This window comes from Nocardioides pollutisoli, from assembly GCF_040045055.1.
Lineage (GTDB): Bacteria > Actinomycetota > Actinomycetes > Propionibacteriales > Nocardioidaceae > Nocardioides > Nocardioides tweenelious.
Genome location: NZ_JBDZDU010000001.1, coordinates 304,385 through 321,325, shown reverse-complemented (window position 1 = coordinate 321,325; position 16,941 = coordinate 304,385). Strand labels below are relative to the sequence as shown.

Annotated in this window: 16 protein-coding genes; 11 read left to right on the top strand and 5 right to left on the bottom strand. The window is 73.0% G+C overall.

Annotation, left to right across the window (positions count from 1 at the left end; translation table 11 throughout):
* Position 1: 1 nt before the first annotated feature.
* The gene (locus tag ABLE68_RS01525; RefSeq protein WP_348869328.1) at positions 2-1,102 is read left to right on the top strand and encodes a hypothetical protein; all 1,101 of its coding nucleotides are present in this window, start codon (positions 2-4) and stop codon (positions 1,100-1,102) included.
* Positions 1,103-1,114: 12 nt separating this feature from the next.
* Here ABLE68_RS01525 and ABLE68_RS01520 read toward each other — a convergent pair whose 3' ends face one another.
* From ABLE68_RS01520 to ABLE68_RS01510, 3 genes are read right to left on the bottom strand one after another with little or no spacing between them, the layout of a single operon-like run.
* Positions 1,115-1,882 (bottom strand): PIG-L deacetylase family protein, encoded by a 768-nt coding sequence (locus ABLE68_RS01520; RefSeq protein WP_348869327.1) that lies wholly within the window; start codon positions 1,880-1,882, stop codon positions 1,115-1,117.
* Positions 1,879-2,970 (bottom strand): glycosyltransferase family 4 protein, encoded by a 1,092-nt coding sequence (locus tag ABLE68_RS01515; protein WP_348869326.1) that lies wholly within the window; start codon positions 2,968-2,970, stop codon positions 1,879-1,881. The genes ABLE68_RS01520 and ABLE68_RS01515 overlap by 4 nt, the downstream gene beginning before the upstream one ends.
* Positions 2,970-4,010 (bottom strand): lysylphosphatidylglycerol synthase domain-containing protein, encoded by a 1,041-nt coding sequence (locus tag ABLE68_RS01510; RefSeq protein WP_348869324.1) that lies wholly within the window; start codon positions 4,008-4,010, stop codon positions 2,970-2,972. The genes ABLE68_RS01515 and ABLE68_RS01510 overlap by 1 nt, the downstream gene beginning before the upstream one ends.
* Before the next feature lie 94 nt (positions 4,011-4,104).
* Between ABLE68_RS01510 and ABLE68_RS01505 the strand changes: the two genes are divergently transcribed.
* The 4 genes from ABLE68_RS01505 to ABLE68_RS01490 all read left to right on the top strand — a co-directional run bounded on the left by ABLE68_RS01505 (position 4,105) and on the right by ABLE68_RS01490 (position 8,829).
* On the top strand, positions 4,105-5,199 hold the full coding sequence (locus ABLE68_RS01505) for a phosphatase PAP2 family protein (RefSeq protein WP_348869323.1): 1,095 nt from the start codon (positions 4,105-4,107) through the stop codon (positions 5,197-5,199).
* A gap of 204 nt (positions 5,200-5,403) precedes the next feature.
* The gene (locus ABLE68_RS01500; protein WP_348869321.1) at positions 5,404-7,542 is read left to right on the top strand and encodes a DEAD/DEAH box helicase; all 2,139 of its coding nucleotides are present in this window, start codon (positions 5,404-5,406) and stop codon (positions 7,540-7,542) included.
* Between the two features lie 64 nt (positions 7,543-7,606).
* Entirely contained in the window at positions 7,607-8,122 is a 516-nt protein-coding gene (locus tag ABLE68_RS01495; protein ID WP_348869320.1) for a sigma-70 family RNA polymerase sigma factor, read from the top strand.
* Positions 8,119-8,829, top strand: coding sequence for an anti-sigma factor family protein (locus ABLE68_RS01490; protein ID WP_348869319.1), 711 nt, complete (start codon positions 8,119-8,121; stop codon positions 8,827-8,829). The genes ABLE68_RS01495 and ABLE68_RS01490 overlap by 4 nt, the downstream gene beginning before the upstream one ends.
* Position 8,830: 1 nt before the next feature.
* Here ABLE68_RS01490 and ABLE68_RS01485 read toward each other — a convergent pair whose 3' ends face one another.
* A complete protein-coding gene (locus ABLE68_RS01485; protein WP_348869318.1) occupies positions 8,831-9,148 on the bottom strand; it encodes a hypothetical protein in 318 nt (105 codons plus the stop codon).
* Positions 9,149-9,210: 62 nt separating this feature from the next.
* Positions 9,211-11,229: a CDP-alcohol phosphatidyltransferase family protein gene (locus ABLE68_RS01480; protein ID WP_348869317.1), complete on the bottom strand. Its 2,019-nt coding sequence runs from the start codon at positions 11,227-11,229 to the stop codon at positions 9,211-9,213.
* 48 nt (positions 11,230-11,277) lie between these two features.
* On the opposite strand from ABLE68_RS01480, the gene ABLE68_RS01475 reads away from it, so the two are divergent.
* The 6 genes from ABLE68_RS01475 (at position 11,278) to ABLE68_RS01450 (ending at position 16,938) form a co-directional block, all read left to right on the top strand.
* Positions 11,278-12,300 carry a zinc-dependent alcohol dehydrogenase gene (locus ABLE68_RS01475; protein ID WP_348869315.1) on the top strand — a complete coding sequence of 341 codons (1,023 nt, stop codon included), beginning with the start codon at positions 11,278-11,280 and terminating at the stop codon, positions 12,298-12,300.
* Positions 12,300-12,680, top strand: coding sequence for a 6-pyruvoyl trahydropterin synthase family protein (locus ABLE68_RS01470; protein WP_348869314.1), 381 nt, complete (start codon positions 12,300-12,302; stop codon positions 12,678-12,680). The genes ABLE68_RS01475 and ABLE68_RS01470 overlap by 1 nt, the downstream gene beginning before the upstream one ends.
* Positions 12,681-12,684: 4 nt before the next feature.
* Positions 12,685-13,584 carry a glycosyltransferase family 4 protein gene (locus ABLE68_RS01465; RefSeq protein ID WP_348869313.1) on the top strand — a complete coding sequence of 300 codons (900 nt, stop codon included), beginning with the start codon at positions 12,685-12,687 and terminating at the stop codon, positions 13,582-13,584.
* Positions 13,581-14,351 (top strand): lysylphosphatidylglycerol synthase domain-containing protein, encoded by a 771-nt coding sequence (locus ABLE68_RS01460; RefSeq protein ID WP_348869311.1) that lies wholly within the window; start codon positions 13,581-13,583, stop codon positions 14,349-14,351. Before ABLE68_RS01465 ends, ABLE68_RS01460 begins: the two co-directional genes overlap by 4 nt.
* Complete coding sequence (locus ABLE68_RS01455) at positions 14,344-15,033, top strand: RibD family protein (RefSeq protein ID WP_348869310.1); 690 nt, start codon at positions 14,344-14,346, stop codon at positions 15,031-15,033. The genes ABLE68_RS01460 and ABLE68_RS01455 overlap by 8 nt, the downstream gene beginning before the upstream one ends.
* Before the next feature lie 168 nt (positions 15,034-15,201).
* Positions 15,202-16,938: an alpha/beta hydrolase gene (locus tag ABLE68_RS01450; RefSeq protein ID WP_348869309.1), complete on the top strand. Its 1,737-nt coding sequence runs from the start codon at positions 15,202-15,204 to the stop codon at positions 16,936-16,938.
* Positions 16,939-16,941: the final 3 nt, after the last annotated feature.

The window sequence follows — 16,941 nt, the reverse complement described above, 5'->3', positions numbered from 1 at the left end:
GATGGACATCGACGTCGAGGAGACCCTGGGACGCGAGCTCCACACCATCGCGTCCGGTCTGCGGATCCCGGCCCTGCCGGACCTGGCGCAGGAGCCGATCCCCACGCCGCGACGCTGGCCGTCGCTGCTCGCGGCGGCTGCCGTCGTGCTCGTCGTGATCCTGGCGGCCGTCTTCGCGGAGGCGTTCCACGCAGGCTCGTCCCCGCAGCCGATGCCGCAGCCGGTGCCGGCGCCGACGGGCACCCTGCCGCGGACGGCCCCCGCGACGCCGTACGTGCTCGCTGACCGGCTGTACGTCGACGGCCAGCAGGTCCCGGGGAAGTGGTGGTCGGTCGACGCCGGAGGTGACGCGTGGCTCGCCTGGCGCGCCGACGACACCTGGTGGTGGGGCCGCGGCACGGAGCCGCACCGGATCGAGGCCCGCCTGGACGTGCCCCCGGCGATCTCACCCAACGGCGACTACGTCGCGATGATCGTCACGGACGACAACGGCGCCACCCTGACCGGCTTCGACACCGCGTCCGACGGGGAGGGCTTCGGTGGCGTCACGGTCGACGCCGGCGACCCGGAGAAGGGGACCACGGTCTTCGTCCGGGCCGTGACCGACGACGGCCGCGTCGTCGCCCAGGGCCTCGAGTCCGGGGTGCTCTGGCTGCCGCTCACCACGGGGGAGACGGTCGACCTGACCGAGACCGCTCCGGGGCAGCAGGTCGAGCGTGCCACCGCGGCCGGGCTGGTCGTCGGGTCGGAGTCGCCCTACCTCGCCCAGCTCTCCGACGCCGGTGAGCTGACCCGGGTGCGGGACCTGCCCGTGCACGACGACCTCGAGGTCAGCCCGGGCGGGCAGTGGCTGGTGATCGCACCTGGGGGCACGCTCGGCGGCGAGGTCACCTCGATCCGCTCGCTCGAGGCGCAGACCGTCGACGCCACCGAGGACACCACGCTGACCGCCCCGGAGGGATGGGGGTTCCGGACCCTGGCCTGGGCGTGGGAGGACGACGAGCACCTGGTCTCGCCCGTCGTCACCGACGACGGGCAGACGCAGCGGATCACCCGCTGCAGCGTGCTCCTGGCGCGCTGCGTGCTGGTCGACGCCGGCTGAGCGCGGCCTGCGTCAGCGCGCGCTGCGGAGCGTCGCGAAGATGTCGTCCTCGAGTTGCCGGCCGGGGACCCGGCCGACCTCCCGGTACCACTCCTGGCCGAGCAGGGTCCGCGCCAGCGGGCGCGGCAGCCGCAGGAGGAGCGCGAGGGTGCGGGGTCCGCTGCCGCCGCCGGTCTGGCTGGCGTGCGCGCGCATCGAGCCGAGCTTCGCGGGCAGGTGCCGGCGTACGTCGACGCGGTGGGTGAGGTCCGCCCGCGCCGTGTAGACCTCGTGCGACCCCGGGAGCTCCGGCATCGACGCCGGGACGCGCCGCAGCACCGCGAGGAGCCGGGCGATGAGGGTGCGGTCGATGGTCGCCTCGAGGAGGACCCGGGTGCCGGCGAGCTCGGCGGCCCGGTGCCCGACCCGGTGGACCTGCACGTGGTCGGGGTGTCCGTAGCCGCCCGCTCGGTCGTACGTCGTGAGCACGTCGGCCCGTTCCTCGCGCAGGATCGCGGCGAGCAGCTCCGCGGCCTCCTCGGTGTCGGTCTCGGCGAACCGGCCGTCCGGGTAGCCGAGCACCTCGACCCGGGCCGCGCCGATCGCGCGGGCCGAGGCCGCGAGCTCGTGGGTGCGCCGTCGACCGAGCCCGGTGGGATCTGCGGCCAGGCCGGCCTCCCCGGCGGTGGCCACCACCAGCACCACCCGGTGTCCGTCCGCCGCCGCGCGCGCGAGCGTGCCTGCGGTCAGCAGCGACTCGTCGTCGGGGTGGGCGTGGAAGGAGACGATCGTGTAGGTCACGTGGACCCCACCAGGGTGAGCCGCGGGACCCGCGCGGACGCCGCCTCGAGGTAGAGGTCCTGGGTGCGGCGCAGGACCGCGGCCCAGTCGTGCCGGGTGCGGGTGGTTGCGTTGTGCCGAGCGATCGTCGTGCGCAGCGCGTCGTCGGCGAGGAGCCGGGTGACGTGGGCGGCGAGCGCTGCGTCCGTCTCGCCGAGCAGGCCCTCGCGCAGGTGGGTGACGAACTCCGTGACGCCGCTGTGCGAGCTCGCGACCACCGGCAGGCCCGCGGTCCGGGCCTCCAGGGCGGCGATGCCGAAGGACTCGAGCTCGGCCGGCGCGAGGTAGACCGAGCTCCGGGCCAGCTCGCGCCGGATCTCCGACCGGTCCAGGCGACCCGGCAGCTCCACCCAGTCGGTCATGTCGTGGCGGCGTACGAACCGCTCGAGCGCCGCCCGCTGCGGGCCGTCACCGACGACCAGTGCGCGCAGCGGCCGGTCGGCGGGCAGCTGGCGGCGTACGTCGAGCAGGATCCGCGCGAGCGGCAGGGTCCGCTTCGTGTGCGTCATCCGCATCACGCTGACCACGGTGGGGACGGCGCCGTCCGGAGCGCACCTGCCCTGCCAGCGGTCGGCGTCGATCGCGTTGGGCAGCACCCGGACGGGGACGTCAGGGCCGAGCATCGTGCGCAGCGGGGCGGCCGCGGCGGAGCTGACGGCGGACCACGTGATCGGCCACCCGCGCAGCCGCAGCAGGAGGTTCGCGGTGGCGGGAAGGGGGCCGAGCCGCGACCACATCGAGTGCACGGTGACCAGGGTCGGGACACCCGTCGACGCGGCGCGGCGGGCCGCCAGGGTGGCGAGCGGCGACAGGACCGAGACGTGCACGTGGACGATGTCGGGCGCCAGGTCGTCGAGGACCCGCCTCAGGTCCCAGAGTGAGTCGAGCCGGTGCACCCAGGGGTCGTCGACCAGTTCCCCGGCCGGGGTGGAGGTGACGATCCGGGCGTCGTCGCCGGCGGCGCGCTGGTGCTCGACGAGGTCACCGAGGTGCAGCTCGATGCCACCCATCCTGGGTCGGTAGCAGTCGCTGACGTGGACGATGCGCATCAGGCCACCTCCCGCCGGCGGAGCCACAGCCAGGCGGCCAGCCCGATCCCGCCGACCGGGATCTCGAGGCCGAAGGTTAGGGCCCGGTAGAGCAGGACGCCTGCGACGACACCGGCCGGGGCGCCGCCGAGGGCGATGAGGGCGCCGGTGAGGCCGATCTCGACGATGCCGGCGCCGCCAGGGGTGATGCCGGCGAGCGTCAGCAGCCGCTCGACGGCGAAGCCGCCCAGCACGGCAGCCGGCGCGAGCCCGGAGCCCGTGACGGCCAGGCACGCCCACATCAGGGCGAAGAGGAGCGCGGTGTAGAGCGCCATGCCGAAGGTCAGACGCACCCAGCGGGTGCGGACGACGTGGCCGCAGCTGGCCTGCACCTCGACGAGGGCGTCACGGATGTTCAGCTCCCGCTGCGACCGGGTCAGCCGGAGCGCGGCCCCGAGGAAGCGGTCGGCGAGACCGCCGACGCGCGCCGCCACCGAGGGGCGGGACAGCGCGGCGGCGACCAGCCCCGCGACCACGGCGAGCACCCCCGACGCCAGCAGCGACGGGCCGAGGACCGGTCGGACCGCAGCGTCGGAGAGCAGGGCGAACGCCGGGACCACGGCGAGCGGGAGGGCCAGCTTGACCAGGACGTCCCACGCGTTCGTGACGATCGTGTACGCCGCGAACTGCGGGTTGGTGAAGCCCCACTGCCGGGTCATCCGGTGGTTGAGGGCGATGCCCGCCGCGCCGCCCAGCGGGAGGACGTTGGCGACGGCGCTGCCGGTCAGGCTCAACGTCAGCGCGCGGCGGTGCGACAGCGTCGGCAGCGCCGCCGTCAGGGTCACGGTGTGGCTGAGCAGACCCAGGGCCCAGAGTGCGACCAGTGCGAGCAGCTCCAGCACCGGCACGGAGCTCACGACCGTCCAGGTGCTCGCCCACGGCACCCCGGTCATCGACGGCAACGCCACGACGAGCAGTCCCACCGCCACCGCTCCGCCGAGCAGCCACCGTCCCCGCGCGGCGAGACCCGGGGTCGGGGGGTGGGTCACGGTCGCGCTCACCTGGACAGGGTCTTCGCGCGAACCTGCCAAGGACCTGAACGCCGCCAGTCCCACGGTCAGGTCGTTGGCAGGTTCGCTGCCCGATCGTCGCGGGGTGCGCCTCTCCGTCCCCTACATCGCCGGCCCGCCGGTCGGGGACGACGGCTCGGCCGACGTCGAGCCCGACCACCGGTGGCTGCTCCGCACCTGGCTGGTGGTCGTGGTGTTCGCCGCGATCACCCTGTGGCGCTCCCACGAGGTCGGCATCCCGCTGCGGGACCCGCACGGCGAGATCCTGCGCAGCCGGGTCGCGATCACGGTGGGGGTGTTCGCCGCGCTCGCGGTCCTCGACGCCGTACGCCGGACCCCGCGCGGGTCCCGGCGCCCCCGGGTGGTGGGCGCGATGCTTCGCCGCCGGTGGCCCCTGCGCCGGCTGGGCCTCGCTGCGAGCGGTCTGCTGGCGTACCACCTCGTCTACTTCTGCTACCACAACCTGAAGAGCTGGGACGTCCTGAACGCGCCGCAGGACGACGCCCTGACCAGGCTCGACCGGGCCCTCTTCCTCGGGCACTCGCCGGCGGTGCTGCTCCACTCCGCGCTCGGTGTGCACTGGGCCGCGTACGCCCTGGTGCTGGTCTACGAGTCATTCCCGACGCTGGTGACGATCGCGTTCGTGGCGGCGGTCGTGTTCGCCGACCGTCTGCGCGACGGGATGGTCTTCCTCGCCTCCGCGATCTGGGTCTGGATCCTCGGGGTGGGCTGCTACTACCTGGTGCCGTCGCTCGGTCCCTTCGACAACGCACCCCAGGACTTCGCGGGGCTCCCGCACACGATCGTGACGCGCACCCAGGCGCTCTACCTGGGGCAGCGCGCCGACCTTCTCGCGGACCCGGCCGCGCACGACTCCTTCGCGCAGATCTCGGCGTTCGCGAGCCTCCACGTCGGGGTCACCACGGTGATCGTGCTGATGCTCGCCTACTACCGCTTCCGCCGCGCGACCCTCGTGATGTCGGTCTACCTGGCGCTCACGATCGTCGCCACGATCTACCTCGGGTGGCACTTCTTCGTCGACGACGTCGCCGGGCTGGTCATCGCCGCCGCAGCCGTCGGTCTGGGCCACCTGACGATCTACCCGGCAGGCCGGCCCCCGCTCGGCTCGGCCGGGTCGGAGTCTCGCGAGGTCGTGCGGTCGCGCCGCCTGCGCGCCTGAGGCCGGTCCGCGCTACCATGGCTGCAACGCAGCGCCCGTCGGGCCTGCGTCCCCGCGGTCCTGGTGCAGCTCAGTGGACCGCATCGCGTCGTCAGTGGCCCACCCGGTCACGTCGTACGACGCGCGTTCGCCCGGTCCGGGGACCGTGTGCGGCGGTCACGCCGCCCGCCGGTTCCCGCGGCAGTAACTCCTGAGGAGGAGCCTGTGGCTCGAGGAGGCCAGCGCCAGTCGGGCGCTCGCCGTACCCCCCAGCGCGCTCAGCGCCGGGGACGCCCGCTCGACAACGAGGGCATCATCCCGGTGCTCGCTCGCGCTGTGCGCGAGGTCGAGAACGCCGTCGAGCGCCGCTCCGCGATGCCCGGTGTCCGCACCAAGTTCCAGGTCGTCGCGCTGCTCGTGCGCGACGAGCGCGCCCGGATCAAGGCCGACACCGAGACGACCGAGGCGCAGCGCGCCGAGCAGCTCAAGCGGCTCGACGGCATCGCGACCATCCTCGCCAAGACCGCGGCCCGCGACACGTCCCTCTTCGCGCTGCTCGCCGAGGACGCCGTCGTCTCCGACGCCGCCAAGGCGCTGAAGCGGGAGATGATCCTCGCCGGTGGTCTCGAGGCCGAGGAGCTCGATGAGCCGGAGGAGGACGAGGCTGCCGCGACCCACGCGGCGACCGAACGTCGTGCCGTCCCGCAGTCGGTCATCGCCCGCCAGCTGTCCAACCCCTTCCTCGTCCCCGACTTCTCCGCCGCGCAGGCGCCCAAGGCCCGCACCCACCGGCTGGTCAGCTGGGAGCTGCTCGGCCCGCTCTTCCGCTCGTTCGAGACGGCCGCCGCCGGCGCGACGTCCTGCATGGAGCTGCCCGAGCCCACCTCGCTGAAGGCTCCCGGCGGCCTCGAGCTGATGCGCCACCAGGCTCAGCTGGTCGCCTCCGCCGAGGCCGGCCACCGCACCTACCTGCTCGCCGACGAGCCGGGTCTCGGCAAGACCGCCCAGGCGCTGCTCGCGGCCCAGGCCGCCAACGCCTACCCGCTGCTCGTGGTCGTGCCCAACGTGGTCAAGACCAACTGGGCGCGCGAGGTCGGGCTGTGGACCCCGCGTCGTACCGCCACCGTGATCCACGGCGACGGCGAGACGATCGACGGCTTCGCCGACATCGTGGTCGTCAACTACGAGGTCCTCGACCGACACGTCGGTTGGATCGGCGAGCACGGCTTCCGCGGCATGGTGGTCGACGAGGCCCACTTCATCAAGAACAAGTCGTCGCAGCGCTCCCAGCACGTCCTCGAGATCGCCGAGAAGATCCGCCAGCGCACCTACCGGCCGCTGATGATGGCGCTGACCGGCACCCCGCTGATCAACGACATCGAGGACTTCCGCGCGATCTGGCAGTTCCTCGGCTGGATCGACGACAAGAAGCCGCTGCGTGAGCTGATGGTCGCCCTCGAGGAGACCGGCCTGACGCCGGCCGATCCGGGCTTCTACCCCGCGGCTCGTCGCGCCGTCGTCGACATGGGCATCGTCCGGCGTCGCAAGGTCGACGTCGCCGCCGACATCCCGGCCCGCCGGATCGCCGACCTGCCGGTCGAGCTCGACGACGAGGCCGGCCGCTCGATCCGCGACAGCGAGCGCGAGCTCGCCCGCCGGCTGGTCGAGCGCTACGAGATGGCGCTCGCGACCCGTACGTCGGGCCGCGTCGTCGACGGCATCGACCACGACCTGGTCCGCCAGGTCGCGACGTGGGAGCGCGAGGACACCGACAGCTCCAGCGGCGAGAACGTCTTCAGCATGATGCGCCGGATCGGTCAGGCGAAGGCCGGGCTGGCCGCCGACTACGCCGCCCAGCTCGCGCGCAACGTCGGCAAGGTCGTCTTCTTCGCCAAGCACATCGACGTCATGGACGTCGCCGAGGAGACCTTCGCCAGGCGCGGGATCCGCTACACCTCGATCCGCGGTGACCAGACGCCGAAGACGCGCCAGAAGAACATCGACGACTTCGTCAACGACCCCGAGGTCGAGGTCGTCGTCTGCTCGCTGACCGCCGCCGGCGTCGGCCTCAACCTGCAGGTCGCGTCCAACCTGGTGCTCGCCGAGCTCTCCTGGACCGACGCCGAGCAGACGCAGGCCATCGACCGCGTGCACCGGATCGGGCAGTCCGAGCCGGTCACCGCGTGGCGCGTCATCGCGGCGCAGACCATCGACAGCCGGATCGCCGAGCTCATCGACAGCAAGGCCGGCCTCGCCGCCCGTGCGCTCGACGGTGCCGGCGAGACGGTCCCGTCGTCGGTCGACGTCCAGCTGGAGGCCCTGGTCACGCTGCTCACCGACGCACTGGAGGCACTGCCCGCCTGACCAGGCCGACGGGGTGACACTGAACCGAATCCGTCGTTCGTCCGTGGCACGGGTGGGAGGTGTGATGTCGGAGCCGACGCCGGTCACCGTGATGCAGCAGCTGCACGACGAGCACGCAGCCGCGCTCTGGGGCTACTGCCTGCGCCTGACCGGCTACGACCGGGCCCGGGCGGAGGACGTCGTGCAGGAGACGCTGCTGCGCGCGTGGCGCAGCCTCCCGGTGCTCGACGAGTCGCAGGGCTCCGTGCGGGCCTGGCTGTTCAAGGTCGCCCGCAACATCGTGATCGACGAGTGGCGCACCAAGCGCTCCCAGAGCGAGGTCACGGTCGCCGAGGTGCCCGACGGCACCGGCGAGCCCGACCGCACCGACCAGGTGCTGCTGTCGTGGGTGGTCGCCGAGGCGCTGACCCGACTCTCCGCGGAGCACCGCGCCGTGCTCCTCGAGTGCTACTACCGCGGGCTCCCGGTCGCCGAGGCCGCCCGCCGCCTCGACATCCCGGTCGGGACCGTGAAGTCCCGCACCCACTACGCGTTGCGCGCCCTGCGCCTCGCCCTGGAAGAGATGGGGGTCGTGGCATGACGTGCCCGTACGAGCTCGACGGCGGTGCCTACGTCCTCGGGGCGCTGGCGCCCGAGGAGCGCCTGGTCTTCGAGCGGCACCTGGCCTCCTGCCCGAGCTGCTCCCGGGCGGTCCGGGAGTTCGCGGGCCTGCCCGGCCTGCTGGCCCAGGTGCCGCTCGATGTCGTCGAGTCCGTCCCCGCGCCTGAACCGCTGCCCGAGACCTTGCTGCCGTCCTTGGTCCGCGAGGTACGGCGCGGCCAGCGCCGGCGCCGGGTGCTGACCGGACTGGTCGCTGCCGCGGCCGTGCTCGCGGTCGGCACGGCGTCGGTCGTGGCGGCGACGGCCCTGACCGGTGACGACACACCGTCGGCGGCGCCGACCTCTCCGGCGAGCACGGCCGCCTCGGAGCCGATGACGTCGGTCGACCAGAACGTCGTCCAGGCGAGCGTCTCGCTGACCTCGGTCGGGTGGGGCACCCGCCTCGACCTCGAGTGCAGCTATACCGATGCCGACGAGCACCCGCCCGGCTACACCGGGTCGGCGGCCACGACGTACGCCATGGTGGTGCGCTCCACCGACGGTGACGTCGAGCAGGTCGCCACCTGGAAGGCGCTGCCGGGCAAGACCATGCACCTCACCGGCGCGACCGCGCTCGTCCGCGACGACATCGCGGCCGTGGAGATCCGCACCGCCGACGGGCGGCCGGTGCTGGAGCTCGCGGGCTGACCTACTGCTCGGCGGCCTGACGCCACTGGCGCCGGCCCTCGACCTCTTCGTTGACCAGCTTGACGAACTCGTGGGCCGAGTCGGTCAGCTTGTGCTTGACCTTGACCTCGTGGGGGTCCTTGCCGTTGGCGGGGCGGCCGTCGTTGACGGTGACCTGCACCCGGGTGCGCCCGGTCGAGGACTCGACCACCGTGGCCCGCTCGACCTGCTCCCACGGCACCTCGTGCACGGGGTCGACGTGGCGGGCGGCCGCGCCCGACTTGCTGCGGAGGAAGGTGAGTCCTTCGAGATGGAACAGGATGCTCCCGTTCGTCCCCACCAGCTGACTGTCTGACACGGACGCAGTTGACCACATCGAGATGAACAAGCCACCCCGTAGGTCTAGATCGGCCCGAAGGTCGCGAGGAACCGGTCCCGGAAGCTGTCCATCGGCCAGACCGGCGCGTCCGGTGCCGGGTGCAGACCGGTGTCCCATCCCCAGCTGCGGATCCGGTGCAGGACCGAGGGGTCCTGGGCGATCACGGAGATCGGTACGTCGTGGCCGGGGCTGGACCCGCTCACGTAGGAGTGCGGCTGGTGGTCACCGAGGACGACGAGCACGAGGTTTGGGTCGGGGTGCTGCTCGAGCCAGGAGACGAGGGTGCCCATCGTGTACTCGATCGACTGGCCGTAGAGGGTCTGGACGTCGGAGGAGCTCGGCTGGGTCGGTGCGCCGTCGAAGACCGATCCGTCGCCGACCTGGCCCCAGGGCACCAGCAGTGGGGAGGGCGCCCACGGGTGGTGGCTGGAGACCAGGTCGATCTCGCCCATCACCGGCGACCGGTCGGTCGGGTCCAGCTCGAGCTCCTGGAACCTCTGCAGCGTGAACTGGTCGGGCATCGAGGCGTACCCGAACTGAGGTCCCTGGTAGCCGACGTTGCGGGAGTCGTACATCTGGTCGAACCCGTAGAAGTCCTCACCCTCGGGCCAGTCCCGGGTGTCGGCCGGGACGTCGGACACCGTGCGCCAGCCGGCCTTCTCGAACGCCGAGGTCAGCGTGAGGCGGTCGTCGCCGAGCAGCTGCTCGTAGCGCTGCTGGCTGTCGACCCAGAGCCCGGACTGCAGGGTCGAGTGCGCCAGCCAGCTCGCGGCGCCGAAGGTCGGCGAGGTGAGGAAGCCGGAGCGCGCGTGGAAGCCAGCGGCCGCGAGCCTGCGGGTGCCGTCGTCGAGGACCGCGTCGACGCCGGGGGAGTAGGTCGTGTCCTGGACGGCGACCCGGCCGTAGGACTCGACGAACACCACCAGCACGTCCTTGCCGCGCAGCCCGGGAAGCAGCTGGTCGCCGGAGGTGTCGGCGTACGCATCGGTGTCGATCTCGTGACCGAAGGTCCGTCGGTCGGCGAGGTCGGCCCGGACCTGCACGACCTCGTCGTACGCCAGGACCGCGGCGTTGCTCGAGCCGACCTGGGTCAGTGCGGCGAGGACGACGACGGTGCTGGTGACGAGTGCGGCCCGGCGGTGCCCGGCGACGGAGCGGGCGACCCGGACCGTCGCGAGCGGCAGGAGCACCAGCACCGCGACGACAAGGACGCCGGCCGCGACCGCCGTCGCGCGGGCGGCCGGGACGCCGATCGAGTCACCGAGCACGCCGACGCCGGGGCCGAGGTAGACCCAGTCGGCGGTCGGGTCGAACGGACGGTCCAGGATCTTCTCGAAGCCGGTGTCGAAGACCTGCAGCACCACGACGACTCCCAGTGCGACGCCGAGCACGACTGCCGCGACGAGCCGGACGCGCCGCCACGGGAGCAGGGCGACCGCAACCACCAGCAGCACCTCGACGGGCAGCTGGACCAGGTCGCCGGGACTCTGCGGAAGCACGATCGCCATCCAGACCACGCCGATGGCGAGCATCGTCAGCCCGCCGCCGGTGGGGTACGGCGAGTCGACCTTCCGGGTGCGCCGTAGCCACCAGACGTCGCGACCGAAGGACTCCGCGAGGAGCGCGAGCGCGACGACGAGCGCAGCATCGGTCAGCTGCTCGGGGAGCAGCTGCGACGCCGCGGCTGCGAGCACGATGCCCTGAACGGCCGCGACCACCTTGCGCCAGTGGCGCGGCGGCACCGGCCGGCGCAGCCAGGGCCAGACCCGCTCGGCCAGCCAGAGCAGGTAGCGCGCGGCGCCGATCAGCAGGACCCACCAGCCTGCGTCGATCGCGACGTACACGCTCAGCACCGCGATGAGGAACGCGTCGGTCTCCATGTCGAAGCGGGCGCCGAACGCCGACTCCGTGTGGGTACGGCGCGCGACCTGCCCGTCCACCCAGTCCAGGGCGAGCGCGACCACCACGAGCGCCAGGCCGAGGCCGGTCGGGCCGATGATCGCGACCGTCACGGCGAGCCCGGCCCGCACGAGCGTGATCACGTTCGCCGGATGCTGAACCTGGGGCACCGCGCCTCCGTGTGTGGGGGTGTGACCAGCCCTACGGCATCGGCCCCGCCACGGTTCACCGCCACGCGTGACGCGCTGGCGTACTGGCTGCGCGAGCCCGGCCGTGGCGAGCTGCGGCCCGAGCTGCTGGCCGAGCCCAGCCCGGACGAGGTGCTGGTGCGGACGCTGCACTCCGGCGTCAGCCGTGGCACCGAGACGTTGGTTCACCGCGGGCGAGTGCCGGCCGGGCAGCACGACGTGATGCGGGCGCCCTTCCAGGTCGGCGGCTTCCCGGGGCCGGTGAAGTACGGCTATCTGAGCGTCGGTGTCGTCGAGGAAGGTCCGTCGTCGTTGCTCGGCAGGACAGTCTTCTGCCTGCACCCCCACCAGACGGCGTACGTCGTCCCGGCCGACGCGGTGACGGTGGTGCCCGACGACGTGCCGGCTCGACGAGCCGTGCTCGCCGGCACCGTCGAGACCGCGGTCAACGCGCTGTGGGACCTGGCGCCGCTGGTCGGCGACCGGATCGCCGTGGTGGGAGCGGGCATGGTCGGCTGCGCGGTCGCGCGCCTGCTGGCCGCGATCCCGGGGGTCGAGGTGACGCTGGTGGACATCGAGCCGGGCCGGGCGGAGGTCGCCGACGCCCTGGGCGTCGGCTTCGCCGTCCCCGGTCTCGCGCCGCACGGTCGCGACGCGGTCGTGCACACGAGCGCCACCTCGTCCGGGCTCCAGCTCTCGCTCGACCTGCTCGCGCCGGAGGGCGCCGTGCTCGACCTCAGCTGGTACGGCGACCAGCGGGTCCAGGTCGCCCTCGGCGGCTCGTTCCACAGCAGCCGGTTGTCGCTGCGGGCCAGCCAGGTCGGCCGGGTCTCGCCGGCCCGGCGCTCGTCGCGCACCCACGCGGACCGCCTCGCGCTCGCGCTTCGGCTGCTCGGGGACCCGGCTTACGACGCGCTGCTCACCGGGTCGTCCCCGTTCGAGGAGCTGCCGGCGGTGATGGACCGGCTGGCCGACGGACAGCTGCGGGCGCTCTGCCACACGATCGACTACCGGGGGACTGCCTGATGTTCACCGTCACGGTGCGCGACCACATGATGATCGCCCACAGCTTCACGGGCGAGGTGTTCGGACCGGCGCAGCGTCTGCACGGCGCGACGTACGTCGTCGACGCGGCCTTCGCCGGACCCGAGCTCGGCCCCGACGGGATCCTGCTCGACATCGGCGCGGCCGCCGAGCTGCTGCACGACGTGCTCGGCGCGCTGACCTACCGCAACCTCGACGACGAGGCGGACTTCGCCGGGGTGAACACCTCGACCGAGGTGCTGGCCCGCACCGTCGCCGACCGGCTGGCCGACGGCGCTGCCACCCTGGGGCCGGTGACCCGGCTGACCGTCACGCTGCACGAGTCGCACGTCGCATGGGCGAGCTACGAGAGGTCGCTCTAGTCGGATGGCGATCCACCTGGTGCGCCCCGCAGACGTCGACGACCCGGCCCGGCCGTCGGGTGGGAACGTCTACGACCGGCGCATCGCCTCGGCCCTCGGACTCGTCGAGCACTCGTCGATCGCCACCGTCCCGGACGGCGCCCTCGTGCTGCTGGACGGCCTGCTCACGTCGTCCGACCTGATCGCCGACGCGTCCCGGGTGCGTCTCGTCGTGCTCGTGCACCTGCCGCGCTGGGAGCCGTGGGAGGGGCCGCTGCTGCGCGCCGTGGCCGGCGTGATCGCGACCAGCCGGTGGACCCGGGACGAGCTGGTGGAGCGCTACGGGCTGGAGCGGGTGTTCGTCGCCGAACCCGGGGTGGATCCCGCGCCCTGCTCGGTCGGATCACCGTCCGGGGGTGCGTTGCTGAGCGTCGGGGCGGTGACCCGGCTCAAGGGCTACGACGTGCTGGCCGCCGCCCTGGCGTCGCTCTCCGACCTCGACTGGACCTGCCGCGGTGTCGGGTCGGTGGAGATCGAGCCGGACTTCGCCTCCTCGCTGCCGCCCGTCGTCCGGCTCAGCGGCGCGATGGCGCGCGCCGACCTGGACGCGACGTACGCCGAGGCCGACCTGCTCGTGCTCGCCTCGCGCGCCGAGACCTACGGCATGGTCGTGACCGAGGCGCTCGCCCGCGGAGTGCCGGTGGTCGCGTCCGACGTCGGCGGCGTGCGTGAGGCGCTCGGTGGTGGGGGCGTGCTGGTGCCTGTGGGTGACGCGGACGCCCTGGGTGCTGCGTTGCGGGCGTGGCTGACGTCGCCGTCGCACCGCTCGGGCCTCCGCGCTGCCGCGCGCACCCGTCGCGCCGAGCTGACCGGCTGGGACCGCACCGCGGCGCTGGTCTCGGACGCCCTCGAGGCCGTCCGATGAGGTGGCCGAAGGTCCTCGGCGGCCTGACGATCCTGGCGGTGGTGGTGTGGCGGGTCGGGGCCGGTCCGTTCGCCGACGCCGCCCGCGCGGTCAACCCGGTCGCGCTCGTCGCGGCGGTCGCGATCACCGCCGTCACCACGCTGTGCTGTGCGTGGCGGTGGCAGCGCGTGGCGAGCGGGTTCGGCGACGACGTACCGCTGGGGACCGCGGTGGCGGCGTACTACCGCTCGCAGTTCCTCAACTCCACGCTGCCGGGCGGCGTGCTCGGCGACGTGCACCGGGCCTTCCGGCACGGAGTCTCGGGCGTCGCCGCCGAGCGCACCCTCGGTCAGGTCGTGCAGGTGGTCGCCACGGGGGCGATCCTGCTGGTCGGGCCGTTCCCCCCGGGTGCGATCGTCGCGGGCGTGGCGGTGGTGGCGGCCGCGGTCCGCTGGCCGGTCGTGGTCCTCACCTCGCTGGTCGCCGCCTCCGGCCACGTCGCGGTCTTCCTGGTCGCGGCCTGGGCCGTGGGGACCGACGCCTCGGTCACCGAGCTGGTGCCGCTCGCGCTCGTCGTGATGCTCGCCGCCGCGATCCCGCTCAACGTCGCGGGCTGGGGTCCGCGTGAGGGCGCTGCGGCCTGGGCGTTCGCCGGCGCCGGGCTGGGTGCGTCCCAGGGAGCGACGGTCGCGGTGGCGTACGGCGTGCTCGCCCTCGTCGCCACGCTCCCCGGCGCCGTCGTCCTCACCCGGGGAGTCCTCACCCGGGGAGTGGTCGCCCGTGGCTGAGCGCCCCTACGTCCTGCTGAGCTGCGCGATGTCGCTCGACGGCTACCTCGACAGCGGCTCCGACCAGCGGCTCGTGCTCTCCAACGACGCAGACCTCGACCGGGTCGACCGGGAGCGGGCCGCGTGCGACGCGATCATGGTCGGCGCCGCGACCGTCCGCAACGACGACCCGCGGCTGCTGGTCCGCGAGCCCGGCCGTCGCGACGAGCGCATCGCCCGCGGTCTGAAGCCCAGTCCGGTCAAGGTCACCGTCACCTGCCGTGGTCGGCTCGACCCGTCGTCGCGCTTCTTCACCACCGGGGAGTCCGAGAAGCTCGTCTACTGCACGTCCGGCGCCGTTCCCGCCGCTCGCTCCCGCCTCTCCGCCGTCGCCACCGTCATCGACGGCGGCCCCCGGGTCTCGATGGCCGGCCTGGCCGAGGACCTGCACGCGCGGGGCGTGCACCGGCTGATGGTCGAGGGCGGCGGCACCCTGCACACCCAGTTCCTCACCGCCGGTCTCGCCGACGAGCTCCAGCTCGTCGTCGCTCCCTTCTTCGTCGGCGACTCGCGTGCCCGCCGCTTTGTCAGCGACGGCCGGTTCCCCTACGACGCCGACCGACGGGCGACCCTGGTCGACGTACGCCCGATCGGCGAGGTCGTCCTGCTCCGCTACGCGCTCTCGGATCGGTTCGGGGAGTAGGCGCTCCCGACAGGGGTTGCGTTTCCGTTGTTCACACGTTCGTACGTAGATCACGTACGAACGTGCGAACAACCCGAAAGTGCCTCCGGTGTGACCGGTCTGCAGTGGTCTCGAGACGGTCTCAGAGCACCTCCTCAACCACCGGTGCCGCCCGAGTAGCGTCAGGCCATGAGGATCGCGGTGGGTACGGCAGTCGTCGCGGCCCTGGCGGCGGCACTCCTTGCCCCGACACCGACGCAGGCCGACGACGACACGGTCGTCGTCGGGACCGTGACGCTGCATCCCTGCAAGGTCACCCAGCGCGCGCTGTGCGGCTCGATCACCCGACAGTGGGAGCCCGGCGTGCCGAGCCAGGGGACGCTGAAGGTGGGCTTTGCGTTCGTGCCGGCCGAGCACGGGCCAGACGTCGGGACGCTGGTGCCGCACGAAGGTGGGCCGGGCTACAGCACCACCGGCTCGGTGGACTACTTCACCGGGATGTACCGCCACCTCCTCGACCACCGCAACCTGCTCCTCGTCGACCAACGAGGAACAGGGAGGTCCGCGGCGCTCGACTGCCCGGACCTCCAGGACCTGAAGGTCGCGTACGACGTCGCGGCCGGTCGCTGCGGGCGGAGCCTGGGTGACCGGGCCGACGACTACACGACCGCCCTGTCGGCCGACGACCTCGCTGCGGTCGCTGATGCGCTGCAGTTGACGGACCTCGACGTCTACGGCGACTCCTACGGCACCTTCTTCGTCCAGGTCTTCGCCGGTCGTCATCCCGACCTGGTCCGGAGCGTCATCGCCGACGGCGCCTATCCGGCGTACGGCGAGACAGGGTGGTACCCCACGCAGGGACCGGCGATGACCCGCTCCTTCGAGAAGGTCGACCCGGGGTGGAGGGCAACGCTCCACCGGGTCCTCGCCATCGTCCGCAAGCACCCGTGGCGCGGCACGGCCCACGACGCCGACGGTCGCCGGATGAAGGTCACCGTCGACGCGCCGGCACTGGTAGCGATCGCGTATGGCGCGACGTACGGCCCGCCGTTCTACCGCGAGATGACCGCGGCGATGCGCTCTGCGCTGCGCGGCGACCGGGCACCGCTGCTGCGGCTCGTCGCCGAGGCGACCGGAGGCGGCACGGACGCGGGCAACCCGCGCGCCTACAGCGAGGGCCTCGACGCCGCCGTTGCGTGCCACGACTACCCGCAGGTCTACGACATGACCGCGAGCCCGGCCGAGCGCCGCACGCAGTACGAGAAGGCCCTGCGTCACCGGACGAGGACGAGACCGCACACCTACGGGCCCTTCACCGTGCGGGAGTACGTCGCCTCCGACTGGCAGATGCTCAACTGGTGCCTGCGCTGGCCGACCGCTCCCGCGGACGACCCGGCCGGACCGCCGATGCCACCCGGCGGCAGCTACCCCGACGTCCCGGTGCTGGTCCTCAGCGGCGAGCTCGACTCGATCACGACGCCGGCCGAGGGCGCGATGATCCTGCAGCAGTTCCCGAACGCCACCCAGATCGTGATCCCCGACAGCTTCCACGTCACGGCGCTCGGCGACACCGACGGCGTGGCGAGCGACCTCGTGCGCCAGTTCGTGCGCCACCCGCACCGCACCCCGAAGCCGTCGGCCACGACGATCCCGCCCGTCGACGCCATGGACGTCTTCCCCCGCAGCAGCAGGGACCTGGGGACGAAGCGCACCGTCGACGCCACCGTCGCGGACGTCATCGACCGCTGGTGGAACAACTACTCCGGCCACGGCGTCGGCCTCCACGGCGGGACCTTCACCTACTCCGGGAGCCGGACGATCACGTTCGAGCTCGACGAGGTACGCCTCGTGCGCGACCTCGCTGTCAGCGGGACCGTCACCTGGCACCGCTACGAAGCCCGCACCGAGACCGACCTGCACTGGTAGACA